The sequence below is a fragment of the Amycolatopsis tucumanensis genome (genome assembly GCF_021654135.1).
GTDB classification, from domain to species: domain Bacteria; phylum Actinomycetota; class Actinomycetes; order Mycobacteriales; family Pseudonocardiaceae; genus Amycolatopsis_E; species Amycolatopsis_E tucumanensis.
The window spans coordinates 170526-193736 of record NZ_JAKGSD010000008.1 but is presented as its reverse complement, the minus strand read 5'-3'; the positions used below and the strand labels follow the sequence as shown (position 1 = coordinate 193736).

At 72.6% G+C, this 23211-nt stretch carries 24 protein-coding genes; 14 read left to right on the top strand and 10 right to left on the bottom strand.

What is annotated here, in order from left to right:
• Window positions 1-42: 42 nt before the first annotated feature.
• Together L2C96_RS11685 and L2C96_RS11680 are read left to right on the top strand one after the other, a co-directional pair.
• Window positions 43-636 (top strand): TetR/AcrR family transcriptional regulator, encoded by a 594-nt coding sequence (locus L2C96_RS11685; protein ID WP_020419421.1) that lies wholly within the window; start codon window positions 43-45, stop codon window positions 634-636.
• Between the two features lie 56 nt (window positions 637-692).
• Entirely contained in the window at window positions 693-3557 is a 2865-nt protein-coding gene (locus L2C96_RS11680; RefSeq protein WP_237336148.1) for an AfsR/SARP family transcriptional regulator, read from the top strand.
• Window positions 3558-3729: 172 nt separating this feature from the next.
• On the opposite strand, the gene L2C96_RS11675 is transcribed toward L2C96_RS11680, so the two are convergent.
• Entirely contained in the window at window positions 3730-4089 is a 360-nt protein-coding gene (locus L2C96_RS11675) for a MerR family transcriptional regulator (RefSeq protein WP_237336147.1), read from the bottom strand.
• 104 nt (window positions 4090-4193) lie between these two features.
• Between L2C96_RS11675 and L2C96_RS11670 the strand changes: the two genes are divergently transcribed.
• From L2C96_RS11670 to L2C96_RS11660, 3 genes are all read left to right on the top strand, one after another.
• Window positions 4194-4514: a DMT family transporter gene (locus L2C96_RS11670; protein ID WP_237336146.1), complete on the top strand. Its 321-nt coding sequence runs from the start codon at window positions 4194-4196 to the stop codon at window positions 4512-4514.
• The gene (locus tag L2C96_RS11665; protein ID WP_237336145.1) at window positions 4514-4870 is read left to right on the top strand and encodes a DMT family transporter; all 357 of its coding nucleotides are present in this window, start codon (window positions 4514-4516) and stop codon (window positions 4868-4870) included. Before L2C96_RS11670 ends, L2C96_RS11665 begins: the two co-directional genes overlap by 1 nt.
• Before the next feature lie 80 nt (window positions 4871-4950).
• Window positions 4951-6162 carry a cytochrome P450 gene (locus L2C96_RS11660; RefSeq protein ID WP_237336144.1) on the top strand — a complete coding sequence of 404 codons (1212 nt, stop codon included), beginning with the start codon at window positions 4951-4953 and terminating at the stop codon, window positions 6160-6162.
• Here the strand turns inward: L2C96_RS11660 and L2C96_RS11655 are convergent.
• Genes L2C96_RS11655 through L2C96_RS11645 form a run of 3 tightly spaced genes read right to left on the bottom strand, consistent with a single transcriptional unit; the run spans window position 6152 to window position 7661 of the window.
• Complete coding sequence (locus tag L2C96_RS11655; RefSeq protein ID WP_237336143.1) at window positions 6152-6298, bottom strand: hypothetical protein; 147 nt, start codon at window positions 6296-6298, stop codon at window positions 6152-6154. The genes L2C96_RS11660 and L2C96_RS11655 overlap by 11 nt on opposite strands.
• Entirely contained in the window at window positions 6295-7092 is a 798-nt protein-coding gene (locus L2C96_RS11650) for a hypothetical protein (RefSeq protein WP_237336142.1), read from the bottom strand. Before L2C96_RS11650 ends, L2C96_RS11655 begins: the two co-directional genes overlap by 4 nt.
• A 2-nt stretch (window positions 7093-7094) precedes the next feature.
• Window positions 7095-7661 (bottom strand): PadR family transcriptional regulator, encoded by a 567-nt coding sequence (locus L2C96_RS11645; RefSeq protein WP_237336141.1) that lies wholly within the window; start codon window positions 7659-7661, stop codon window positions 7095-7097.
• A gap of 101 nt (window positions 7662-7762) precedes the next feature.
• Between L2C96_RS11645 and L2C96_RS11640 the strand changes: the two genes are divergently transcribed.
• A complete protein-coding gene (locus L2C96_RS11640) occupies window positions 7763-9142 on the top strand; it encodes an amino acid permease (protein WP_020419413.1) in 1380 nt (459 codons plus the stop codon).
• Here L2C96_RS11640 and L2C96_RS11635 read toward each other — a convergent pair.
• Together L2C96_RS11635 and L2C96_RS11630 are read right to left on the bottom strand one after the other, a co-directional pair.
• Entirely contained in the window at window positions 9126-10319 is a 1194-nt protein-coding gene (locus L2C96_RS11635) for a PQQ-dependent sugar dehydrogenase (protein ID WP_237336140.1), read from the bottom strand. The genes L2C96_RS11640 and L2C96_RS11635 overlap by 17 nt on opposite strands.
• 4 nt (window positions 10320-10323) lie before the next feature.
• Window positions 10324-10875: a GNAT family N-acetyltransferase gene (locus L2C96_RS11630; RefSeq protein WP_237336139.1), complete on the bottom strand. Its 552-nt coding sequence runs from the start codon at window positions 10873-10875 to the stop codon at window positions 10324-10326.
• 96 nt (window positions 10876-10971) lie between these two features.
• Between L2C96_RS11630 and L2C96_RS11625 the strand changes: the two genes are divergently transcribed.
• Both L2C96_RS11625 and L2C96_RS11620 read left to right on the top strand, forming a co-directional pair.
• Window positions 10972-11529 (top strand): class I SAM-dependent methyltransferase, encoded by a 558-nt coding sequence (locus L2C96_RS11625; RefSeq protein WP_237336138.1) that lies wholly within the window; start codon window positions 10972-10974, stop codon window positions 11527-11529.
• Window positions 11526-11996 carry a DedA family protein gene (locus L2C96_RS11620; RefSeq protein ID WP_020419409.1) on the top strand — a complete coding sequence of 157 codons (471 nt, stop codon included), beginning with the start codon at window positions 11526-11528 and terminating at the stop codon, window positions 11994-11996. The genes L2C96_RS11625 and L2C96_RS11620 overlap by 4 nt, the downstream gene beginning before the upstream one ends.
• On the opposite strand, the gene L2C96_RS11615 is transcribed toward L2C96_RS11620, so the two are convergent.
• Complete coding sequence (locus L2C96_RS11615) at window positions 11986-12750, bottom strand: helix-turn-helix transcriptional regulator (RefSeq protein ID WP_237336137.1); 765 nt, start codon at window positions 12748-12750, stop codon at window positions 11986-11988. The genes L2C96_RS11620 and L2C96_RS11615 overlap by 11 nt on opposite strands.
• A 70-nt stretch (window positions 12751-12820) precedes the next feature.
• On the opposite strand from L2C96_RS11615, the gene L2C96_RS11610 reads away from it, so the two are divergent.
• From L2C96_RS11610 to L2C96_RS11585, 6 genes are read left to right on the top strand one after another with little or no spacing between them, the layout of a single operon-like run.
• Complete coding sequence (locus L2C96_RS11610; RefSeq protein WP_020419407.1) at window positions 12821-12988, top strand: hypothetical protein; 168 nt, start codon at window positions 12821-12823, stop codon at window positions 12986-12988.
• A 52-nt stretch (window positions 12989-13040) separates the two neighbouring features.
• Window positions 13041-13970: an LLM class flavin-dependent oxidoreductase gene (locus L2C96_RS11605; RefSeq protein ID WP_237336136.1), complete on the top strand. Its 930-nt coding sequence runs from the start codon at window positions 13041-13043 to the stop codon at window positions 13968-13970.
• Window positions 13971-14025: 55 nt separating this feature from the next.
• Window positions 14026-17595, top strand: a complete 3570-nt coding sequence (mfd, locus tag L2C96_RS11600) for a transcription-repair coupling factor (protein ID WP_372491199.1) — start codon at window positions 14026-14028, stop codon at window positions 17593-17595.
• A gap of 8 nt (window positions 17596-17603) precedes the next feature.
• Window positions 17604-17888 carry a GNAT family N-acetyltransferase gene (locus L2C96_RS11595; RefSeq protein WP_237336135.1) on the top strand — a complete coding sequence of 95 codons (285 nt, stop codon included), beginning with the start codon at window positions 17604-17606 and terminating at the stop codon, window positions 17886-17888.
• Between the two features lie 51 nt (window positions 17889-17939).
• Window positions 17940-18920 (top strand): hypothetical protein, encoded by a 981-nt coding sequence (locus tag L2C96_RS11590; protein WP_237336134.1) that lies wholly within the window; start codon window positions 17940-17942, stop codon window positions 18918-18920.
• Window positions 18917-19873, top strand: coding sequence for a nucleoside triphosphate pyrophosphohydrolase (locus L2C96_RS11585; RefSeq protein WP_237336133.1), 957 nt, complete (start codon window positions 18917-18919; stop codon window positions 19871-19873). Before L2C96_RS11590 ends, L2C96_RS11585 begins: the two co-directional genes overlap by 4 nt.
• Here L2C96_RS11585 and efeB read toward each other — a convergent pair.
• The 3 genes from efeB to efeU are packed head-to-tail and all read right to left on the bottom strand — an operon-like array spanning window position 19846 to window position 23056.
• The gene (gene efeB / locus L2C96_RS11580) at window positions 19846-21093 is read right to left on the bottom strand and encodes an iron uptake transporter deferrochelatase/peroxidase subunit (RefSeq protein WP_237336132.1); all 1248 of its coding nucleotides are present in this window, start codon (window positions 21091-21093) and stop codon (window positions 19846-19848) included. The two genes, L2C96_RS11585 and efeB, sit on opposite strands and share 28 nt — an antisense overlap.
• Complete coding sequence (gene efeO / locus L2C96_RS11575) at window positions 21090-22220, bottom strand: iron uptake system protein EfeO (protein WP_020419400.1); 1131 nt, start codon at window positions 22218-22220, stop codon at window positions 21090-21092. Before efeO ends, efeB begins: the two co-directional genes overlap by 4 nt.
• Window positions 22217-23056: an iron uptake transporter permease EfeU gene (gene efeU, locus L2C96_RS11570; protein ID WP_020419399.1), complete on the bottom strand. Its 840-nt coding sequence runs from the start codon at window positions 23054-23056 to the stop codon at window positions 22217-22219. The genes efeO and efeU overlap by 4 nt, the downstream gene beginning before the upstream one ends.
• Between the last annotated feature and the right edge of the window lie 155 nt (window positions 23057-23211).

Sequence of the window (23211 nt, the reverse complement as noted above, 5' to 3'; positions counted from 1 at the left end):
GCCACCGGGGTGCGGCCTCCGGGGCCGGTGCCCCGCGTCCGGATGACGGGCGCGGAACGCCGGCAGCAACTGCTCGACGTCGCCCGCAAGCTCTTCGCCGAGAAGGGCTTCGACGGCACCTCCATCGAGGAGATCGCCCACCGGGCGAACGTCTCCAAACCCGTGGTCTACGAGCACTTCGGCGGCAAGGAAGGCATCTACGCCGTCGTCGTCGACCGCGAGACCCAGTCCCTGCTCGACCGGATGGTGTCCACTTTGCACGGTGGGCACCCCAGGGCGATGCTCGAGCAGGCGGCCGGCGCGCTGCTGGCCTACGTCGAGGAGTCGCACGACGGCTTCCGCATCCTCGTCCGCGACTCGCCGGTGGCCAGCGCCTCCGGCACGTTCTCCACGCTGCTCAACGACATCGCGATGCAGGTGGAGCACATCCTGGCGCAGCAGTTCGACGCACGCGGCTACGACGACAAGCTCGCGCCGCTCTACGCCCAGGCGCTGGTCGGGATGGTCGCCCTGACCGGGCAGTGGTGGCTCGACGCCCGCCGCCCCAAGCGCCACGAGGTGGCCGCGCACCTGGTCAACCTGGCCTGGAACGGGCTGTCGCACCTGGAGCACAAGCCCAAACTGCGCCTGGACTGACCGGATTCCCGCTACACTGCGCCACGAGTCGACAGCACGGCGTTGGGGGCGGTGTGGTGAGTGGGGGCCGGCTCCGGCTGAGTGTGCTCGGCCCGCTCCGGGCCTGGCGCGGCGATCAGCCCCTCGATCTGGGCCCGGTCCGGCAGAAAGCCCTGCTCGCCGCGCTCGTGTTGCGCCCGGACGTGGTGGTCGGCGCCGGTGAGCTCCTCGACGATGTGTGGGGCCTCGAACCGCCGGGCACCGGCCGCCGCGTGGTGCCGGTCTACGTCCACCGGTTGCGCAAGTGCCTGCGCGCGAGTGAAGACGAACCCGCGGACGCCGTGATCGCCCGCGACAGCAGCGGCTACCGGTTCGTGGGGGCGGCCGCCGAGGTGGACACCGCGACCCTGGACCGGATCGCGGCCGAGGCCGCGGCCGCCGAGCGTGCCGGTGATCTCGCCGTCGCGGTGCGCGCCGCCGCGGACGCGCTGGACCTGTTCGACGGTGAGCCGCTCACCGGGCTGCCCGGCCCCTTCCTCGACGGGCACCGGCTCCGGCTCACCGAACGCCGCATCGCGCTGCAGCTCGGGAAGGCCGGGTGGCAGCTGCGCCTGGGACGGCACGGCGAGGTGATCGACGAGCTGTCCGCGCTCGCCGGCGTCCACCCGCACCACGAGGAGCTGGCCGCGCTGCTGATGCGCGCGCTGTACGCGGCGGGACGGCGGGCGGACGCGCTGGCCGTGTTCACCGGGCTGCGCCGCCGCCTCGTGGACGACCTCGGCGTGGAGCCGGGCGCCGAACCGCGCCGGGTGCAGCAGGCGGTGCTGCGGGGTGACGACACCGCGCTCGGCGTCACGCGCAAACGCCCGCCCCGCAACGAGTTGCCCGCGGACGGCGGTGAACTCGCCGGGCGTGCGGACGAGCTGGCGCGGCTCGTCGAGCCGGGCGACCCGGAGCTGGTGACCGTCATCGCGGTCGACGGCGTCGCGGGCGCGGGCAAGAGCGCACTCGCCCTCCGCGCCGCCCACGTGTTGCGTCCGGACTTCCCGGACGGCTGCCTGCACCTGGATCTGCACGGGCACACCGAGGGGCACGAGCCGCTGCGCCCGGCGCACGCGCTGGCCCGGCTGCTGCGGGCGATCGGCGTCGACACCGGGCCGGTCGGGCCGGACGTCGACGAGCTGGCCGCGACCTGGCGGTCGGCGACCGCGTCCTCGCGGCTGCTGCTGGTGCTCGACGACGCGAAGAGCGCCGAGCAGGTGCGGCCGTTGCTGCCCTCCGGCGCGGGCAGCGCGGTGCTGGTGACGAGCAGGCAACGGCTGACCGGGTTGCCCGCCGACCGCCGGGTGTCGCTCGACGTGCTCGATGCCGTTGCCGCGGAAGGACTTCTGCGCCGGGTCGTCGGCGCCGAGCGGGTCGGGCGGGAGTCCGGCGCGGTGCGCGAGCTGGTCCGGTTGTGCGGCGGGTTGCCACTGGCGCTGCGGATCGCGGGCGCCCGGCTGCAGAACCGTCCGATGTGGACCGTCGAGCACCTGGTGGACCGGCTCGCCGACGACTCGCGCAGGCTGGGCGAGCTGACCGCGGAGGACCACGGCGTCGAGGCGGCGCTGCGGCTGTCCTACCGCCAGCTCGCGGCCGCCGAGCAGCGCACGTTCCGGGTGCTCGGGCTGGTGCCGACGGTCGAGTTCGACGCGCGGGCGGTGGCCGCGATGCTCGGGCTCCCCGAACCGGTGGCGGGGGATTCGCTGGAACGCCTGGTGGACGCGAGCCTGCTGCTGCAGCCGGCCCCCGGGCGCTACCGGCTGCACGACCTGGTGGCGGTGTTCGCGCGGCGGCTGGGCGCGGACGAGCCCGCGGCCAGGGGCGGGGTGCTGCGGCTGTACGCGGCCGCCGCGCGGATCGCGAGCGACTGGGGCGTCCACGACCCGTCGAGCGGTCCGCCAGTGGACGACGTGCCATTCACCGGCTGGGCGGACGCGGCGGGCTGGCTCGACTCGGCAGGCGGCGAGCTGCCGGACGTCGTCCGCTACGCGGCGGAGTCCGGGGAAGCGGACTACGCGTGCTGGATCGCCGAGGGGCTCGTCGAGTACCTGGTCCGGCAGGGCCGCTACGACGAGTGCCGCGCGGCGCTGGAGATCGCGCTCCCGCTCGCCGAGCAGTGCGCCGACCGGCGGATGCGGTCCGCGGTGCGGTTCGGGTTCGGGGTCGCGGAGGGCATGCAGGGCCGCTACGAGCGGAGCCGCCCGTGGCTGCACGAGGCGCTGCGGATCAGCAGGCAGGCCGGGGACCGCCGGGAGGAGGCCCGCGCGCTCTGCGGCCTCGGCACGCTCGCGGTGGCGTGCGGCGACACCGGCGAGGCGCTCGCCCTGCTGCACGAGGCCCACGAGCTGGGGCGCAGGCTGGACGACCCGTTCCTGTGCGGGATGGCGGTCGCCAACATCGGCCTGACCCACCTGCGGCTCGGCCGGTTCGACGAGGCCCGCGCCTGCCTGGAGCAGGGGGTCGCGTTCGGCGAGAAGATCGGGCGGCCGCGGGCGGTGGCGATGGCGGTGGGCAGCCTGGGGAAGTTCCACCTGGCGGTCGGACGGCACGCGGAAGCAGTGGGCGCGTTGCGCCGGGCCGCGGGGGCCGCCGAGGAGGCCGGGGACATCGCGCTGACCGCCGACTGCCTGTCGATGTGGGGCGCGGCGGAGTCCGGGCTCGGCAACGCGGAGGCGGCGCTGGAGCTGCAGCGGAGGGCTTTCGCGCTGGTCACCGAGCGGACCCGGCCGCAGCTGGAGCTGGAGATCCGCAACCGGCTGGGCGCGAGCCTGCTCGCGGTCGCGGACGTGTCTGGGGCGCGGGAGCAGTTCGAGGTGGTGCTGGCCCGGACCTCGGGTGACCACGTGGAACGGGTGCGGGCGGGTGCGGGTTTGGCGGCGTGTGAGGGGCCGGGTCGTTGATCAGGCGGTTCGAGGTGCTGGCCCGGACCTCGGGTGACCACGTGGAACGGGTGCGGGCGGGTGCGGGGTTGGCGGCGTGTGAGGGGCCGGGCGGTTGATCGGGTGGCGTGGGTGGGCACCTTCTCCCGCGCCGTTGCGCTCCTTGGCGGCGTGTGAGGTGCCGGGCCGTTGATCAGGCGGCGTGGCCGGGCAGGGCCGTCTCCTTCCGCAGTGCGCGCAGGATGTCCAGCTCGCGCTCGATCTCGCGTCGCTTGGCTTCCAGGCGTTCGGCTTGCTCGGCGAGCAGCTCCTCCAGCACGCCGTTGCGCTCCTCGGGCGGGGCCTCCAGGCAGGGGAGCAGTTCGTTGACCGTGGCGCTGGACAGGCCGGCCGCGAACAGGTGCTGGATCAGGACCACCCGCTCGACCATCGAGCTGTCGAAGTCGCGCCACCCGCCGGGCGTGCGTGACGAGCGGATGAGCCCCTGTTCCTCGTAGTACCGCAGCGACCGCGTGCTGACCCCGGTGGCCTCCGCCAGCTCCCCGATGCGCATGAGCCCTCCTCCAGACCGTCCGCCGCTCCCCATTCTTGCAATTGACACCGGTGTGAAGTTTCACGATGTGCGGTGCACAGCCAAACTCCGTGAAAGGAACCTCCGTGCACTGGTTCTACCTCGGCGTCGCCGTTCTCTTCGAGATCGCGGTCGCCATCTCCGCAGGCAAGGCCCAGGGCTTCACCCGGCCCGCCTGGACCGCCGCCACGCTGGTCAGCGGCGGCATCGCCACCTACCTCCTCAGCCTGGCGCTGCTGACCTTCGACGTGGGCGTCGGCTACGCGATCTGGACCTCCGTCGCCGGCGTCGGGATCGTCGTCCTCGGCGTCGTCCTGTTCGGTCAGCGCCTCGACTGGCGCAAGGCGCTCGGCATCGCCGCCGTCATCGCCGGCGTCGTCGGCCTCCAGCTGAGCGGAGCCGCGTGATGGCGCGCCGCACGTCCACCGCGCCCGCCGCCGCCTGGCCCGTCCTCCTGCTCGCCGGCGCCTTCGAAGTCGGCTACGCCCTGTCCGTCGGCGGCAGCCAGGGCTTCACCGTGCTCTCCTGGTCGCTCGTCGCGGTCGTCTTCTTCCTGCTCACGCTCTTCGCGCTGAGCCTCGCCCTGCGCAGCATCGACGTGGGCATCGGCTACGCGGTCTGGGCCGGCATCGGCGCGGCCGGAGCCGCCGTGCTCGGCCCGGTGTTCTTCGACGAGACCCTCACGCCGGCCAAGGCGCTGTGGCTCACGGTGATCATCGCCGGCGTCGTGTGGCTCAAGCTCGCGGACCGCCCTCGGGCCTGATGCGTGTCAGAGCCGTGTCAGCCGGGTGTCAGCGCCGGCCGTGATGGTGGGTCCCAGCAACCGCCACGAAAGGATCCCCGGTGACTCAGACGGTTCCCATCCCGAACGGACTCCCCACCGACCGCGACGCCGGCCCCTTTGACCCGCCCACCGGGTTCACCCGGCTGCGCGAGTCCCGCCCGGTCTGCCCGCTGGTCTTCCCCGACGGCCACGAGGGCTGGCTGGTCACCGGCTACGACGAGGTCCGGCAGGTGCTGGCCGACACCCGGTTCAGCTCCCGCCTGGACCTCGACATCATCCACGTGCCGTACCCGACCCCGGGCATGCCGGAGCAGACCGAGCCGTCCCCGCAGATGCCCGGCCTGTTCATCTCGATGGACCCGCCGGACCACACCCGGCTGCGGCGCAGGCTCACCGGCGCCTTCACCGTCAAGCGCATGAAACAGCTCGAAGAGCACATCAACGACATCGCCGAGCGGCACCTGGACCAGATGGCGCGGCTCACCCCGCCAGTCGACCTGGTCAAGGAGTTCGCGCTGCCGGTGCCGTCGCTGGTGATCTGCGAGCTGCTCGGCGTCCCGTACGAGGACCGGGAGACGTTCCAGCACAACGCGGCGCGGTTCATGGTCAAGGACATCGAGCTGGAGGAGAAGATCGCCGTCGTCGGCGCGCTCACCGGCTACCTGGCCGAACTTGTCACCCGCAAGCGCGCCGAGCCCGGCGAGGACATCCTGTCCGACCTGGCCCGGCAGGACGACCTCAGCATCGAGGAACTGACCGGCATCGCCTTCCTGCTGCTGCTCGCCGGGCACGAGACGACGGCGAACATGCTGGGCCTGGGCACCTTCGCGCTCCTGGAGCACCCCGCGCAGATGGCCGAACTGCGTGCGAACCCGGAGCTGGTGCAGGGCGCCGTCGAGGAACTCCTGCGGTACCTGTCCGTCGCCGACGTCTTCTACCGCTACGCCACCGAGGACGTCGAAGTCGGCGGCGAGACGATCCCCAAGGGGTCGACCGTCGTCGTCTCGCTGCTGTCCGCCAACCGCGACCCCCGCCGCTTCGACGAACCGGACGAGCTGGACGTGCACCGCAACGCCCGCGGGCACATGGCCTTCGGCCACGGCGTCCACCAGTGCCTCGGCCAGCAGCTGGCCCGGCTGGAGATGCGCGCCGGGTTCGCCGGGCTGCTGCGCCGCTTCCCGGACCTCCGGCTCGCCGTCCCGGCGGACGAGGTGCGGCTGCGGACCGACATGAACATCTATGGCGTGCACGAACTGCCCGTCACCTGGTGAACTCGGCGATCAGCTTCCGGTAGGTGTCGAAGGCGGGCTTGGCCGTGTAGTCGTCCCGCAGCAGGCCGAACTGGTGGAACAGGCCGGGGTTCGCGCTGTCCGCGTCCCGCAGCGCGAAGTGGGTGTAGCAGCTCACGCCCGCGTCGGCGGCAGCGCGGACGACGGCCTCCACCACCTCGGCCTGCCGCTCGGCGGAGCGGCCTGGCCCGGTCGGCCAGCCGTGCTCGGTGATGTGCAGCGGGACGTCCCCGAACCGGCCGGCGCGAGGACGTTCTCGCGGTGGTGGCGCAGCAGGCCCGCCACCGCCGCGGGCAGCTCCGCCGCCGCGACCGGCTGGAAGACGTCCGGGAAGAAGTCCAGGCCCACGTAGTCCACCTGACGCACGAACTCGGCGCCGCCCGCCTTCGCGAGGTCCGCGATGAACGACGCGCCCGGCCCGAACAGCGGGGTGGTGTTGAAGCCGACCCGCAGATCGTGCCCGAGTCCGGCCGCCCGCTCCTTGGCCTCGGCGACCCCGGCGACAATCGCGTCGATCACGCGCGGGTAGTAGCCGTCGAGCACCGGGTTGTCCGGCACGTTCGGCTCCTCGGCGATCTGCAGCGTGCCGGTCACCGCGCCGTACTGCTCGACCAGCCGCCGCACGAACGCGCGGTAGCCGTCCACGTCCCCGCTCGCGGACTGGTACTGCGCGACGAGGTCCAGCACGCGGCCGTCGCCGGTGTACTGCGCCGCGTCCGCCGGGGTCAGCGTCTCGTGTGGACCGTCCGAAGTGGAGTCGTCGAACCCGAGGTAGGCGCGGACGAGGAGCGGGCCTCCGCCCCGCAACGCGGTCAGCGCTTCCCGGATCCGCACGGGGTCGTCGGGCGGACCGCCCGCCAGTTCGCCGGAGTCGGTCCCGGTGACACCGCCGGGGTAGATGCCGAAGAGCATGCTCAGTCCTTTCCGGGCCAGGTCAGGGCGCCGCCGCGGATCTCGGCGACGAGGTTCTCCACCCACGCGATCTCCGCGCGGGTCTGGTGGAGCGCGTACTCGGCTTCGATGACGTGCAGACGCGGCACGCCGCTGTCCAGCACCGCGGCCAGCCGCTCCTGGTCGGCGTCGGCGCGTTCGGACAACCGCTGCGCGCGCTCGGTCAGCGCGGCCGCGGCGCCGTCCGGCCCGAGCGCGCCGACGTAGGCGATCGCGCCGAGGAACTCGGGGAACTCCCGCTTCGGCTCGCGGATCCGGCTGTCCAGCCTGCGGACCAGCTCGTCGCGGCCGGCGCCGGTGAGCGCGTAGACGGTCCGTTCCGGCCGGTTGCCGCTGCGTTCGGTGCCCTGCGGCGTGATCCACTCCGCCGCGGCCATCGCCTCCACGACGTCGTACAGCGTGCCCCGGTTGATGGCGCTCGCGCTGCGGGCACGCAGCTCCGTGAACACCTGGTACGGGTGCATCGGCGACTCCAGCAGGAGGCCGAGTACCGCCAGTACCAGCGGGTTCTCCAGTGCGCGACGTGGCATAGTCGAAAACTACCATCAGATTTCGACCATTACAAATCCACCCAAGCTTCCGCGCCCGAACTCCGTCGTTAGGGTCTGGACCAGCCGTGGACGGGAGGGGTATGAGCGACCAGGGAACCGACGAGGGTTACGCCAGGGGCCTGAAGAACCGCCAGATCAGCATGATGGCGATCGGCGGCGCGATCGGAACCGGCCTGTTCCTCGGGGCGGGTGCGGCGATCGAGACGTCCGGGCCCGCGCTGATCGCCTCATACGCCGTCGCGGGCGTGGTCATCTTCCTGATCATGCGCGCGCTCGGCGAGCTGCTGATGTACCGGCCGGTGTCCCGCAGCTTCGTCGACTACGCCGAGGAGTTCGTCGGCCGCTTCGCCGGGTTCGCCACCGGCTGGGTGTACTGGCTGATGTGGGTGGTCACCGCGATGGCCGAGATCACCGCTGCCGGGATCTACGTGCAGTACTGGTTCCCGGACATCCCGCAGTGGGTCACCGCGGCGGTCGTGCTGGGGCTGTTGTTCCTGGCCAACCTGATCTCGGTCAAGGTGTTCGGCGAGTTCGAGTTCTGGTTCTCGATGATCAAGGTCGTGACGATCGTCGGGGCGATCGTGCTCGGCCTCGCGGTCATCGTGTTCGGGATCGGGCCCGCCGGTGAGCACGCGACGTTCGCGCACCTGGTCAGCGACGGCGGGTTCCTGCCGCACGGCGCGGGCAGCGCGCTGCTGGCGCTGCAGAGCGTCATGTTCGCCTACCTCGGCGTCGAGCTGATCGGGCTGACCGCGGGCGAGGCGGAGAACCCGCGGGTCGTGCTGCCGAAGGCGATCAACAGCGTGATGGTGCGGATCGGGGTGTTCTACGTCGGCGCGCTGGTGGTGCTGCTGTCGCTGGTGCCGTGGACCGAGTTCCACGGCGGCGAGAGCCCGTTCGTGCGGGCCTTCGACGCGGTCGGCATCCACGGCGCGGCGGGGATCATCCAGTTCGTCGTGCTGACGGCGGCACTGTCCTCGTGCAACTCGGGCATCTACTCGACCGGCCGGATGCTGCGCACCCTCGCCGTGCACCGGTCGGCGCCCGCCGCGTTCGGCAAGCTGTCGAAGCGGCAGGTGCCCGCGGCGAGCATCACCGCGTCCGCGATCGTCATGGCGGCCGGCATCCTGATCAACGCGGTCGTGCCGGAGAAGGCGTTCGCCTACATCACCAGCGTCGCCACCGTCGGGGTGTTGTGGACGTGGGGCGTGATCGTGGTGTGCCAGCTGGTCTACCGCCGCCGCAGCGACCGCGGCGAGCTGCCCGCGTCGGAGTTCCGCATGCCGGGCGCGCCGTGGACCGGGTACCTGGCGCTGGCGTTCCTCGCGCTGGTCGTGGTGCTGCTCGGGTTCGGCGAGGACACCCGGGTGGCCCTCTACGTCACGCCGATCGTGGCGGTGGTCATCGGGGCGGGCTACCTGCTGAGCAACCGGCCGTCGCGCGTCAAGCAGCGGGCGTGATGCGCAGGAGCTTGTCGTCGTTGCCGTCCGACGTGGTCACGTACAGCGCGCCGTCGGGGCCGCTGCGCACCGCGCGCAGCCGGCCGTAGGTGTCGTCGAATTCGGCGGGCAGGTAGACCTCGGTGACCGCGCCCGCCGGGTCCACCGTGAACATCAGCATCTTCTGGCCCTTGAGCGCGACCACGGCCAGCCTGCCGTCCAGCGCGCCCCACTGCGGCCCGGACACGAACGCCGCGCCGCAGATCGCCTCGGTGATGTCCCCGGAGGTCCACAGTGGCCGGACGGCGTCCGGGAACCGCTGCAGGTCCGTCATCGGCACGTCCTCGTCGTAGGAGTCGACGGTGCCGCCCTGCGACGGGTCCCAGCCGTAGTTGCCGCCGGCGCGGATCAGGTTGATCTCGTCGTCGAACGTCGGCCCGTGCTCGCCCACGAAGACCTGGCCGGTGCCCGGGCGCACCGCCACGCCCTGGATGTTGCGGTGCCCGAAGCTGTAGATCCGCTGCTCGTTCGGGTCGGCCGAGGAGATGAACGGGTTGTCCGGCAGCGGCGCACCCGTGTTCAGGTCGATGCGCAGCACCTTGCCGCCGAGGCTGTGCCGGTCCTGCGACACGTCCGGCCGCGCGGTGTCGCCGGTGCCGATGAGCAGCGCCCCGTCCGCGGCGATCTCCGGGCGGCACCCGGAGTGGCGGCCGCTCTGGTTGACCGGCAGCCCGGTCAGCAGGTCGCGCACCTTCGTCGCGCTGCGCTCGTCCGCCGACAGCGTCCAGGTCACCAGACGGACGTCGACCGCGCGGCCGCCCTCCTGGTGCGTCTGGCAGGTGGTGAACCGGCGGCTGGCGGCGAAGTCCGGGTGCACGACCATCCCCATCAGACCGCCCTCGCCACGCGCCCACACGTCGGAGAAGTCGGCCTGGACCTGGGTGACCGCGGTGCCGCGCACCAGCGCGAGCCGCCCCGGCCGCTGGGTGACGAGCATCGAACCGCCGGGCAGGAAGCCGACGTCCCAGCCGTGCTGCAGCCCGCCGGTCACGACGTCCACCTTCAGCGCGAGGCTCTGCCCGCTGACCGTGGTGGGCGCGGCGACGGTGGCCGGGGTCGACGGCAGGTCCTGTGCGGGCGAAGACGAGCAAGCCGTGACGGCGAGGACGGCGAGCAGTACGGCCCCGATGCGGCGCATGGGGTCATTGTGCCCGGTGTCCGGTGAAGTCCGGGTCTTGATCGCGGGTTTCGGTGCGGTAGATCGTCAGGCCCCGCCGCTGGTAGTTGGCCAGCGCGGCGGGCTGCCCGTCGAGCGTGCAGGTGTGCACCCACACGCGCCTGGTCGGCTCCGCCCCCGGCCAGCGCTCCGGCAGGTCCCACGCCCGCCGCAGCGCCACCGTCAGCAGGTGCCCGCCGATCCCGCGGCCGGTGAACGCGGGCAGCAGCCCGAAGTAGGCCAGTTCCACCTCGCCCGGCTTGGTGCCGTCCAGTTCGGCGTATCCGGCCGGTGTGCCGCGCAGGTACGCCACCCAGGTCTCGTAACCGGGCTGCGCCAGCAGGTCCAGCCACCGCTGCCGGTCCCAGCCGAGCCGGTCCGTCCACTGCCAGTCGCCGCCGACGGTGGTGTAGAGGAAGCGGTTGAACTCCGGGCTCGGCACCTCGGCCCGGCTGATCGCGACCGGCTCGTCCGGCGCGGCGGACGGCCGGATCGCGGCCGGGTCCGTCTGCTCCAGGTACCAGGTGGTGATCTCCATGTCCCGATCGTCCCACCGCGATCTCCTGCTGGAGGAGGAGAACGTGCGGCCGCGATGCCGAGGTGGCCGGGCGGTGGCGTTCCTAGCGTCGGAGACATGTCCATCACCAGGGAATTCCTCCGTGCCCCCGCGCACACCGGCGCGATCGCGGCCAGCTCACGGCGCCTGGCGGCGGCCATGGTCGCGGGGATCGGCGTGGAGCGCGCGGCGCACGTCGTCGAACTCGGGCCCGGCACCGGGGTGTTCACCGAAGCCCTGCTCGCCCGGCTGGGACCCGGCGCGCGGCTGACGGCCGTCGAGGTCAACCCGCGGCTGGCCGGCGCGCTCGCGCGGCGGCACGCGGGCGTCGAGGTGATCACCGGATCGGCCGAGGACCTGGCCCGGCACGTGCGCACCGCCGACATCGTTGTGTCCGGGCTGCCGTGGGCGCTGTTCCCGCGCGCCCGGCAGGAGCGCGTTCTCGACCAGGTCGGCGAGGTCCTCGCGCCGGGCGGGCGGTTCGCGACCTTCGCCTACCTGCACGCCGCGTGGCTGCCCGCCGCCAGGCGGTTCGAAGCCGCGCTCGCCCGGCGGTTCGGGTTCGTCGGCCGCAGCCGGGTGGTGTGGGGCAACCTGCCGCCCGCCTTCGTGCACCGAGCGGTCGTGACGCCGTGATCGACGCCATCGCCACCCTTCCGCCCGCGCTGGTCTACCTGGTCGCGGCGGCGGTGATCGCCGCGGAAACCGCGCTGCTGCCGGGGATCGTGCTGCCGACGTTGTCGACGCTGCTGCTCGTCGGCTTCCTCGCCGGGCAGGGCACCGTCGACCTGTGGCTGGCGATGGCGGTCGTCGCGGCCGCGGCCGTGTTCGGCGACCAGCTGGCCTACCTGGAGGGGCGCAGGCTGGGCCGGCGGATCACGTCGGCCCGCTGGCGCCGGGTCGAGTCGCGCATCGCGCGGTACGGGGTGGTGGCGGTGTTCGCGGCGCGGTTCCTCGCCGGGGCGCGGACGCTGATGCCGCGGGTGGCCGGCGCCGCGGCGGTGCCGTACCCCCGGTTCCTGCTGGTGAGCATGGCCGCGGCGGTGGTGTGGGTGGTGGCCGCGCTGCTGGTGGGCAAGGCGGGCGGGTCGCTCATCGGGTGAGGATGTGCGCGGTCTCGTCGTCGGCGGGCAGGAACGTCTCCAGGCGCAGCTCCGACACCGTCACGTCGACCGCGGTGGCGAACGTGGTGATCGCGGTGAGCAGCCGCATCTCGCCGCGGGAGGTGCGCAGGACCAGCGGCACGGCGAACCCGAGGTGGTCGGCGTCCAGGTTCGGCGGCCCGGGCAGGTAGCCCTCCAGCTCGGCGAGCAGTTCGGCGTGCCGGGGGTGCGGGGCCTTCGCGTGTTCCTGCCGCGGCCGCTCCAGCACGTGGCGGGCCCAGTCGTCGAAGTTCCCGATGCGCGGCGCCATCCCGCGCGGGTGCAGGGCCAGGCGCAGCACGTTGACCGGCGGTTCGAGCAGCTCCGGCGCGGCGCCCTCGGTGAGAATGTCGGCGGCCTTGTTGGTCGCGACCAGGTCGCCGAACCGGTCCACCACGATCGCCGGGTACGGCTCGTGCCCGTCGAGGAGCCGCTCCAGCGCGTCGAGCACCGGGCGCAGCGCCGGATCGGACAGGTCGGTCTCCGGGTAGGTCGGGGCGTACCCGGCGCTGAGCAGGAGCGCGTTGCGTTCGCGCAGCGGCAGTTGCAGCGACTCGGCCACGCGCACGACCATGCCGCGCCCCGGCACCGACCGGCCGCTCTCCATGAAGCTGACGTGCCGCTGGGTGGTGCCCGCGCGGAGGGCGAGTTCGAGCTGGGACAGGCGCCGCCGGGTGCGCCAGTCCTTGAGGGCACTTCCGAAAGCCGTCGTCACCCCGCATGCTTACTACCGGGAGCGCGTCGCCCGCCATTCCCCGCGGGGAATGACCGACTGGAGGTGTCTGGTGCCCGAGCGGTTCACGGACGAAGAGCTGGCCTTCCTCCGGTTCGCGCGGTTCGGCGAGCTGCCGCCGCGCGTGCTGCCCGACGAGCTGGTGGAGGTCGTGGAGACCGAGCAGCCCGACCTGCCGGTGCGGCAGGCGTTCGAGATCGGGCCGGGCGGGCCCGCCTGATCATTCCCCGGCGGGAATTGTCGCCAGCGCGCCCCGGCGAAAGCGTGAGGGCATGCAGATCGGACTTCTCCTGCCCGCCGGGCAGGCCCAGCTCGCGGCCGGCGGCACGGTCGCCGACATCGTGGACATCGCCGTGCGCGCCGAGCGCCTCGGCTTCGACTCGGTCTGGGCGGGCGACTCGCTGTCGCGCGCCCGGGTCGAGCCGCTGACCCTGCTCACCGCCGTCGCGCAGGCCACCGAAACCGTGCGGCTCGGCACCGCGACCCTCATCCCCGCCTACCGCCACCCCGCGCAGGCCGCCCTCACGCTCTCCTCGCTCGACCTCGTCTCCGGCGGTCGGCTGATCCTCGGCGTCGGCGCCGGGTTCCCCGGCCGCAGCGAGCACGAGTTCGACCTGGTCGGCGTGGACTTCAAGACCCGCTTCTCGTACCTCGACGACACCGTGACGCTGTGGAAGCAGCTGTGGACCGGCCACCCGGAGTCCTTCCACGGCAAGGTCCTGCACTACGACTGGCTGCCCGAGGTGCCGCGCCCCGCCCAGCCGGGCGGCCCGCCGGTGTGGCTCGGCGGCATCACGCCGGCCGCGCTGCGCCGCGCCGGGAAGCTGTACGACGGCTGGCTGCCGTACCCGCCCGACCCGGCCGACTACGCGAGCGGCCTGGCCACCATCCGCGAGCAGGGCCGCGACGTCACGCCCGCCCTCTTCGCGACCGTCCACCTCGGCGGGGGCACGGCGGCGCTGGAGGAGTACTGCCAGGCCACCTACCAGGCGCCACTCGACTGGGTGGGAAAGGTCCAGGTGATGATCACCGGCGGCCCGGACGAGGTGATCGCCCAGCTCAGGCGCTTCGCCGAGGCCGGGGCCCGGCACATCCTGCTGCGCATCGCGGCGCTCGACCCGCGGGACATCGACCACCAGCTCGCGGGACTCGCCGAAATTTTGTCGCCCCTGCGACGTACCCTGGAACACGAGAGCCCCTGATCCCTCCGCCAGCCCGGGCAGGGGTGTGCCCGCGTGCTCCAGGGAGATCGTTTTCGTGTCCGACCCGCAGTTGTCCGGCCTGCTCTCCGCCGTCCTGCCCGATCCCGCCCTGCGCGCGGTGATCGAGCGGGCCGGCGCGCCCCTGCTCGAGCTCTCCGGCGCCACGGCCACCCGCCAGCTGGTGGTCGCCGCGCTGGCGTCCGACGCCGGGGCGGGCCGCCCGGTGCTGGCCGTCACCGCCACCGGCCGCGAGGCGGAGGAGCTGACGGCCGCGCTGGCGAGCCTGATCGGCGCCGACGCGGTGGCCGACTTCCCGTCCTGGGAGACGCTGCCGCACGAGCGCCTCTCGCCGCGCGCGGACACCGTCGGCCGCCGCCTGGACGTGCTGCACCGCCTGCACACCGACCGCGCTCCGCGCGTGGTGGTGGCCACGGTCCGCAGCCTGATCCAGCCGATGGCGCCGGGCCTGGGCAGCCTCGCGCCGGTCGAGCTGCGCGTCGGCGAGGAGGAGGAGTTCGAGCCGCTGCTGGAGCGGCTGGTCGAGCTGGCCTACACCCGCGTGGACATGGTCGAGAAGCGCGGCGAGTTCGCCGTCCGCGGCGGCATCCTGGACGTCTTCCCGCCGACGGCCGACCACCCGTACCGCGTCGAGTTCTGGGGCGACGAGGTCAGCGAGGTGCGGGCGTTCGCGGTGTCGGACCAGCGGTCGCTGCCCGGCGAGCTGTCCTCCGTCTACGCCCCGCCGTGCCGGGAGCTGCTGCTCACGCCGGACGTGAAGGCCCGCGCCGGCGAGCTGGCCGAGCAGTACGAGGCCGACGCGCAGCTGGCCGAGATGCTCACCAAGCTGGCGGGCGGCATCCCGGTCGAGGGCATGGAGGCCATCATCCCGGTGCTGTGCGAGGGCGAGCTGGAGCTGCTCACCGACGCGATGCCGGAGGGCACGCACGTCGTGCTGGCCGACCCGGAGAAGATCCGCGCCCGCGCAGCCGACCTGGTGCGCACCGGCCAGGAGTTCCTCGAGGCGTCGTGGATGTCCGCCGCAGGCGGGGGTCAGGCGCCGATCGACCTGGGGGCGTCGGCGTACCGCAACCTGGAAGAGGTCGCCAAGCACGCCGGCGAGACCGGCCGGGCGTGGTGGACGCTGTCGCAGCTGACCAGCGAGGACGCGGACGTCATCCGGATCGGCGTGGAGGCCTCGCCCGCCTACCGCGGCGACCTGGAGCGCGCGGTCACCGACCTGCGGGCGCACCTGGCCGCGGACGGCACCGCGGTGCTCGTGGTGGCCGGGCACGGCACCGCGGCCCGCGCCGTCGAGCAGCTGTCCACCGCCGGAATCTCCGCGACGCACGCGGCGGACGGCCTCCTCGACCAGCCCGCGCCGGGCTTCGTGACGGTCGCCTGCGGTGGCCTCGCCGAGGGGTTCGTCGCGCCCGAGCTGCGGCTGGTCGTGCTCACCGAGGCCGACCTGACCGGCCGCGGCGCCACCGCCGGCTCGGCGACGCGCGACCTGGGCACGAAGATGCCGTCGCGCCGCCGCAACGCGGTCGACCCGCTGGCCCTCAAGCCCGGCGACTACGTGGTGCACGACCAGCACGGCATCGGCCGGTTCGTGGAGATGGTGCAGCGCACCGTCGGCGGCGCCACCCGCGAGTACCTGGTGCTGGAGTACGCCTCGTCCAAGCGCGGCCACCCCGGCGACCGGCTGTACGTGCCGAGCGACCAGCTCGACGAGGTGTCCCGCTACGTCGGCGGCGAGCTGCCCACGCTGAACAAGCTGGGCGGCTCGGACTGGAAGAACACCAAGGCCAAGGCACGCAAGGCGGTCAAGGAGATCGCGGCCGAGCTGGTGCAGCTCTACGCCGCCCGCCAGGCCTCGCCCGGGCACGCGTTCGGCCAGGACACGCCGTGGCAGCGGGAGCTGGAGGACGCGTTCCCGTTCACCGAGACCAACGACCAGCTCGCCGCGATCGACGAGGTCAAGGCGGACATGGAGCGCGGTGTCCCGATGGACCGCGTCATCTGCGGTGACGTCGGCTACGGCAAGACCGAGATCGCCGTGCGCGCGGCGTTCAAGGCGGTGCAGGACGGCAAGCAGGTCGCGGTGCTGGTGCCGACCACCCTGCTGGCCCAGCAGCACCTGAACACGTTCGCCGGCCGGATGGCGTCGTTCCCGGTGACCATCAAGGGACTGTCCCGGTTCACCGACAAGATCGAGGCGGAGGCGACGCTGGCCGGCCTCGCCGACGGCACGGTCGACATCGTGATCGGCACGCACCGCCTGCTGCAGACCGGCATCCGGTACAAGGACCTGGGCCTGGTCATCGTCGACGAGGAGCAGCGGTTCGGCGTCGAGCACAAGGAGCACATCAAGGCGCTGCGCACGCACGTCGACGTGCTGACCATGTCGGCAACGCCGATCCCGCGCACGCTGGAGATGTCGCTGGCCGGCATCCGCGAGATGTCCACGATCCTGACCCCGCCGGAGGACCGGCACCCGATCCTGACCTACGTCGGCGCGTACGACGACAAGCAGGTCGCCGCCGCCATCCGCCGTGAGCTGCTGCGCGACGGCCAGGTCTTCTACGTGCACAACCGGGTGTCCTCGATCGAGAAGGCGGCGCGCCGGATCCGCGAGCTGGTGCCCGAGGCGCGGGTGGTCACCGCGCACGGCCAGATGAACGAGGAGAAGCTCGAGAAGATCATCCAGGGCTTCTGGGAGCGCGAGTACGACGTGCTGGTCTGCACCACGATCGTGGAGACCGGCCTGGACATCTCGAACGCGAACACGCTGATCGTCGAGCGCGGCGACCTGCTCGGGCTGGCACAGCTGCACCAGCTGCGCGGCCGCGTCGGGCGCGGGCGGGAGCGCGGCTACGCGTACTTCCTGTACCCGCCGGAGAGCCCGCTCACCGAGACCGCGCACGACCGGCTCGCGACGATCGCGCAGAACACCGAGCTGGGCGCGGGCATGGCGGTCGCGATGAAGGACCTGGAGATCCGCGGCGCCGGGAACATCCTCGGCGCCGAGCAGTCCGGGCACATCGCGGGCGTCGGGTTCGACCTGTACGTGCGGCTGGTCGGCGAGGCGGTCGACGTGTTCCGCCGCAGCGCCGGCGAGGCGCCCGCCGAGGAGGAGGAGCTGCGCGAGGTCCGCGTCGACCTGCCGGTGGACGCGCACATCCCGCACGACTACGTCCCCGGCGAGCGGCTGCGCCTGGAGGCCTACCGCAAGATCGCGGCCGCGGTGGACGACGACGAGCTGCGCGCGGTCGAGGAGGAGCTGATCGACCGCTACGGCCAGCCGCCCGCTCCGGTGCAGCGGCTGCTCGCGGTGGCGCGGTTCCGGCACGTGTGCCGCTCCGCGGGCGTCACCGAGGTTTCCGCACAGGGCAACAACATCCGCTTCGCGCCGCTGGAGCTGATGGACTCGCAGATGGTCCGGTTGAAGCGGCTGTACCCGAAGGCGAACTACAAGGCCGCGATGCGGATGGTGACGGTGCCCAAGCCGACCGAAGGCCCGGCGGGCGGGCGGATGGGCGCGCCCGCGCTGCGTGACGAAGCCTTGCTGGACTGGTGCACCAAGCTCCTGATCAACTTGACCAAGAAGCCCGCCCCCGTCGGTTAGGAGACGCCGTGGTCACGCGGAACGAAGAGAAGAGCCGCTACGAGATCTTCGTCGAGGACAAGCTGGGCGGGTTCGCCGAGTACCGCGAGCGCGGCGACAACGTGATCTTCACGCACACTGAGATCGACGACGCGTTCTCCGGCCAGGGCCTCGGCTCGAAGCTCGCCAAGGCGGCCATCGAGGACGCGGTGCAGCGCGGCAAGACGATCGTGCCGCTGTGCCCGTTCATCGCGGCGTACCTGCGCAAGCACCCCGAGCACGACGCGCACGTGCGCTGGCCGCAGGGGCAGTGAAGTTCGCTCGTCCGGGTCCGGTATGAGAGGGTACGCGGTGTGATGCGGATCATGGGTCGCTCCCGGTCGCTGCTCGCCGCGCTCGTCGCCTGCCTGCTGCTCGCCGGGTGCGGGTCCGGGCCGAGCCAGGTGGGCTCCGCCGTGATCTTCAGCGACCGCGAGATCACCGTGGACCAGGTGCAGGACCTGCTGGACAAGGCCGTGCGCGAGCACCCGGCCGCGCAGCAGCTGTCCCAGCAGCACAAGCTGGACCTGCTCGGCCGCGAGATCGTGCGCCAGCTGGTGGTCCACGACGTCCTCACGCGCGCCGCCCAGCGGGAGGGGCTGGCCGTCGACCCGCGGCTGCTCGACCAGTTCCTCGCCGCCGACCCGCTCGCCGACCCGGTCGACACCGCGGGCGCGGATCCGTCGCAGCTGGCGCAGCAGATCGCCAACCGGGTGCGCGACCACCGCGAGGTGATCACCGACAGCCTGCTGCTGCAGGCGCTGGGTCAGAAGTACCTCGACCGCATGTCGGTCACGTTCGACTACACGTCGGTGTCCTCCGACATCGGCGGCGACCAGCCGCTGGACCGGCGGGAGCGCGCGATCGCCAAGGCCGAGGAGATGGCGAAGAGCCCGACGGCCGCCGCCGAGGTCATCCGCGCCGACGCGGCCGCGGGGGAGCGCACGAGCACCGGCGAGGCGGTGCCCGCCGCGCAGGCCCCGGACCTCGCCACGCTGGTCCTGTTCGGGGTGCCGCCGGGCACGGTGGTCGCGTTCCAGCCGAGCCAGGAGCAGGCGGTGTGGATCGTCGCGATCGTGCGGGAGCGGAACCTGAACGCGCCGTCCTCGGGCGAGCAGGTCGCGCAGCCGTCGGCGGCGCAGCTCGCGGCCATCGGGCAGCGGCTGCTCCAGCCGTACGTCGAGGAGGCCGGCGTTCGCATCAACCCGCGCTACGGCGTGTGGGATCCTGTGGCCATGAACCTCGCCCCGAGCAGCGCCGAGACCACCGGCGCCGTCGTGCCGGTGAAGGGTGCCGCACAGCCGTGACGGTCGTGCTCCTGCCCTACCCGGACGCCGGGATCCCGCCGGCCGCCGTGCCGTTCCTGCGTGGCGCGCACGCCGTGTACGCGTCCGGGATCGACGGTGAGCTGGCCGATCTGCTGGGCGCGAAGCCCGCGCCGGACGACCTGGCCGCGGAGCCCGGTCCGGTGGTGCTGTTCGCCGCGGACGCGGCGGATCCCGCGGTGGAGGCTCTGGTGCGGGCCGGTTCGCGGGTGATCACCCAGCCGTCCGGCGCGGGCCTGGTCGAGGCCGCGAAGGTGATGGACCGGCTGCGCTCCCCGGGCGGTTGCCCGTGGGACGCCGAGCAGACCCACGACTCGCTGCGGCAGTACCTGGTCGAGGAGACCTACGAGCTGCTGGACGCGATCGAGCAGGGCGACCGCGCCGCGCTGCGCGAGGAGCTGGGCGACGTGCTGCTCCAGGTGCTCTTCCACGCGCGTGTCGCCGCCGAGGACGCCGAGGACCCGTTCGACGTGGACGCGGTGGCGTCCGCGCTGGTCGCCAAGCTGGTCGGGCGGCACCCGCACGTGTTCACCGACGCCGAGCGCGTGCACACCGCCGCGCACCAGCAGGTGCGCTGGGAGGAGCTGAAGCAGGCCGAGAAGCGTCGCAAGTCCAGTGTGGACGGTGTGGCGCTCGGCCAGCCGGCGGTCGCGCTGGCGGGGAAGCTGGGGCAGCGCACCGGCCGCGCCGGCCTGCCCGCGGACCTGTTCCCCGGTGGCGACTCGTCCGCCGAGCAGCTGTTCCGGCTGGCCGCCTCCGCGCGGCGGTCCGGGGTCGACCCGGAGGGCGAGCTGCGGGCGGTGGCGAAGCGGTTCGCGGCTGACGTGCGGGCGGCCGAGAAGTCGGCCAGGGCGGCCGGCCTGGACCCGGCGGCCATGGACGCCGACGCGTGGCGCGCCCACTGGCCTCAGGCGAACAGCGACTCGCCCCAGTAGCCGGTCCCGGTCACCCCGGGCGGAACCGCGAACAACGCCGAGCCGGTGTGTTCGAGGTACTCCATCATCGAGTCCTTCGCCGACAACGCCTTCTGCATCGGCACGAACTGGGTGCGCGGGTCGCGGTTGAAGCAGATGAAGAACAGGCCCGCTTCGAGGTGCCCGACGCCGTCGGACCCGTCGACGAAGTTGTAGCCGCGGCGCAGGATCCGCGCGCCGTTGAGGTTTTCCGCCGATGCCAGCCGGATGTGGGCGTCCGTGGCGATCAGCGGTTCGCCGTCCGCGCCGCCGACGTGCAGGTCCACCGGGTCGAACTCGGCGGTCTGCCCGAGCGGCGCGCCGGTGCCCTTCGCGCGGCCGACGATCCGCTCCTGCTCGTCCAGCGACGTCCGGTCCCACGTCTCGATGTGCATCCGGATCCGCCGCGCGACCAGGTAGCTGCCGCCGGCCATCCAGTCCGGGCCGTCGCCCGGCGCGACCCACACGTGCTGCGCCAGCGCGGCCGGGTCCTCGGCCTTGAGGTTGTTCGTGCCGTCCTTGAAGCCGAAGAGGTTCCGCGGCGTCACCTGCGACGTCGACGTCGAGGCGCTGCGCCCGAACCCGAGCTGCGACCACCGCACCTCGGTGGTGCCGAACCCGATCCGCACCAGGTTGCGCACGGCGTGCACCGCGACCTGCGGGTCGTTCGCGCAGGCTTGGATGCAGAGGTCACCGCCGCTGCGGGCCGGGTCCAGGTTGTCCTTGGGGAACGCGGGCAGGTCGGCCAGCGCGGCCGGCCGCTTGCCCGCGAGCCCGAAGCGGTCGTCGAACAGCGACGACCCGAACCCGATCGTCAACGTCAGCGCGGCCGCGGGCAGGTCGAGCGCCTCACCGGTGTCGTCCGGCGGCGCGGCGCCCGCGCCGCCCACCGCGCCACCCGGGACCACTTCCTGCCCGGCGGTCATCCGGCGTGCGGCGTCGGTCCACTTGCGCAGCAACGAAACCAGCTTCGCCCGGTCCTTCGTCGTCACGTCGAGCGCGGCGAAGTGCAGGTGTTCCTGCGCCGGCGTGACGATCCCGGCCTGGTGCTCGCCGTGGAACGGCACGACCTCCGGCGCGGCCTGCGCGTCCGGCGCGGAGAGCGCGTGGTCGATCCCGGCGCCGGCTGCCGCGCCGGCCCCGGCGAGAGCGACGCCGGCGCCCGCGATCCCCAGCAGCCGGCGGCGGGACACCTGCGTCATCGCGCGACGACCTCCGCCGTCCTGCTCAGCGGCTCGCTCAGGGCGTCCACGGCCGAGGCGAACTCGCGGATCTGGTCCTGGGACAGTTCGGTGTAGTACTTGAACCCGTCGCCGGCGCGCTGCGCGTCGAGCAGGGTCTGCACGTTCTTGAACTGGGCGTCCACTTCGGACACCAGCGCCGGGTCGCGTTCCTGCAGCACCGGCCGCAGGGCCTGGATCGCGGCCTCGGAGCCGTCCAGGTTGGCCTGGAAGTCCCACAGGTCGGTGTGCGAGAAGGTCTCCTCCTCGCCGGTGATCTTGCCGGTGGCGACCTCGTCCATCAGCTCCTTGGCGCCGTTGGCCAGGTCGAGCGGCGTGAGCTGGATGGCCTTGGCCTGCGTCACCAGCGTGGTCACGTCGGCGACGAGCTTGTCGGCGACCTGCGCGCTGTCGGCCTGCAGCCCGGTGACCCACAGGTCCTTCTCCAGCCGGTGGAAGCCGGTGAACTGCTGGCCTTCTTCGAGGTCGGCCTCGCGCACGTCGATCGCCGGGTCGAGGTCGCCGAACTTCTCCGCGACCGGCTCGATGCGCTCGTAGTAGACGCGGGTCGGCGCGTAACGGGCCTTGGCGTCGTCGACGTTGCCGGACTTGACGGCGTCGGCGAACTTCTGGGTTTCGGTCAACAGCGCGTCGCTCTGGCCGGCCACGTAGGTGGCGTAGCTCTTGGTGGCGTCCCCCAGCCTGGTGTTCGCGTCGGCCTGGCGCGTGGCGCCACCGGTGACCGTGAACGCGCCGCGGATGCCGTCGCCGGTCATGCCCGGTTTGCACGCGGTCTGGTACGCGCCGGCGTCGGGCACCTCGACGGTCAGTTTCCGGGTCAGACCGGGTGCGATGTTCTCGACCTCGCCCATGATCCGGTCGCCCTCGGCGTAGAGGTAGAACTCGGTGACCTTGGTGCCCTTGTTGGTCACCTCGAACGTCACGTTGCCCGCGTTCGCGGTCGTCGCCGACACGGTGCACGCGGTGTCGGTGGCGTCGACGGTGATCGGGCCGCCCGCCGCGGTGTTCTGTTCACCGCCGGAGCAGGCGGACAGCACGAGCAGCGCGCCGAATCCCGCGGCGGCGAGTGGGGTCTTGCGCAAGGTCACTCCTTGGAACCGGCCACCGCGGGGGTGGTCCTGTCTGCGGGCCGCCGCAGGAACAGCGGCAGCACGATCACGACGTAGGCGATCCAGGCGATGGCCTGGAGCACGGTCGTCTGCTGCGAGTAGTTGAAGACGCCCTTGAGCAGCGCCCCGTACCACGAGGTCTCCGGGATGGCGGTGGACGCGTCGAAGGCGAGGGTGTGCAGGCCGGGCAGGAAACCGGCTTCCTGCAGGTCGTGCAGGCCGTAGCCGAGGACACCGGCGGCGACGAACACCAGCAGGACGCCGGTGATCGTGAAGAACCTGCCGAGGTCGAAGCGGATGGCGCCGCGGTAGAGGCCGTAGGCGATCGCGACGGCGATGGCGATGCCGACGGCGAACCCGATCAGCGGCTGGGTGGTGCCGCCCTGCGCGGTCTGCACGGCGGCGTAGAAGAAGACCGCGGTCTCCAGCCCTTCCCGTCCGACGGCGAGGAAGGACAGGAGCAGGACCGCGAGCGGTCCGATCGCGAGTGCCTCGTCCATCTTGCCGCGCAGCTCGGCGGTGATGCTCTTCGACGCCTTGCGCATCCAGAAGATCATGGCGGTGACGAACCCGACGGCCACGATCGACAGGCTGCCGCCCAGCAGTTCCTGTTGCTCGAACGACAACTGGGCGGTGGTGAAGGTCAGGATCGCGCCGACGCCGACCGAGAGGAGCACTGCCGCGGCGATGCCCGGCCAGACCCAGCGCAGCGCCGAGCGCCTGCCGGTCTTCACGAGGAAGGCGACGAGGATGCTCACGACGAGGGCGGCCTCCAGGCCTTCCCGGAGGCCGATGAGCAGGCTCGAGAACAACACGGGTGGCCTCCCTGGGCGCATCGGACGGAATAGGTTTAGGTAAGGCTCACCTGAATGTCCATCCCGATCTTGTTCGCCTGAACGGAGTAACCTCGCAAATCCGACTGTGCGCAGCGTGTTTGCGCAGGTAGGACACATGGGAACGGGTCGATAAC

Bases quoted from the DNA above. Each gene is read 5' to 3' on its own strand.
- L2C96_RS11685 (WP_020419421.1), top strand. From the start codon at position 43: ATGACGGGCGCGGAACGCCGGCAGCAACTGCTCGACGTCGCCCGCAAG.
- efeB (WP_237336132.1), bottom strand. From the start codon at position 21,093: ATGACGCAGGTGTCCCGCCGCCGGCTGCTGGGGATCGCGGGCGCCGGC.
- L2C96_RS11675 (WP_237336147.1), bottom strand. From the start codon at position 4,089: ATGCGCATCGGGGAGCTGGCGGAGGCCACCGGGGTCAGCACGCGGTCG.
- L2C96_RS11630 (WP_237336139.1), bottom strand. From the start codon at position 10,875: ATGGAGATCACCACCTGGTACCTGGAGCAGACGGACCCGGCCGCGATC.
- L2C96_RS11665 (WP_237336145.1), top strand. From the start codon at position 4,514: ATGGCGCGCCGCACGTCCACCGCGCCCGCCGCCGCCTGGCCCGTCCTC.
- L2C96_RS11635 (WP_237336140.1), bottom strand. From the start codon at position 10,319: ATGCGCCGCATCGGGGCCGTACTGCTCGCCGTCCTCGCCGTCACGGCT.
- L2C96_RS11605 (WP_237336136.1), top strand. From the start codon at position 13,041: ATGCAGATCGGACTTCTCCTGCCCGCCGGGCAGGCCCAGCTCGCGGCC.
- L2C96_RS11625 (WP_237336138.1), top strand. From the start codon at position 10,972: ATGTCCATCACCAGGGAATTCCTCCGTGCCCCCGCGCACACCGGCGCG.
- L2C96_RS11645 (WP_237336141.1), bottom strand. From the start codon at position 7,661: ATGCCACGTCGCGCACTGGAGAACCCGCTGGTACTGGCGGTACTCGGC.
- L2C96_RS11640 (WP_020419413.1), top strand. From the start codon at position 7,763: ATGAGCGACCAGGGAACCGACGAGGGTTACGCCAGGGGCCTGAAGAAC.
- L2C96_RS11590 (WP_237336134.1), top strand. From the start codon at position 17,940: ATGGGTCGCTCCCGGTCGCTGCTCGCCGCGCTCGTCGCCTGCCTGCTG.
- L2C96_RS11650 (WP_237336142.1), bottom strand. From the start codon at position 7,092: ATGCTCTTCGGCATCTACCCCGGCGGTGTCACCGGGACCGACTCCGGC.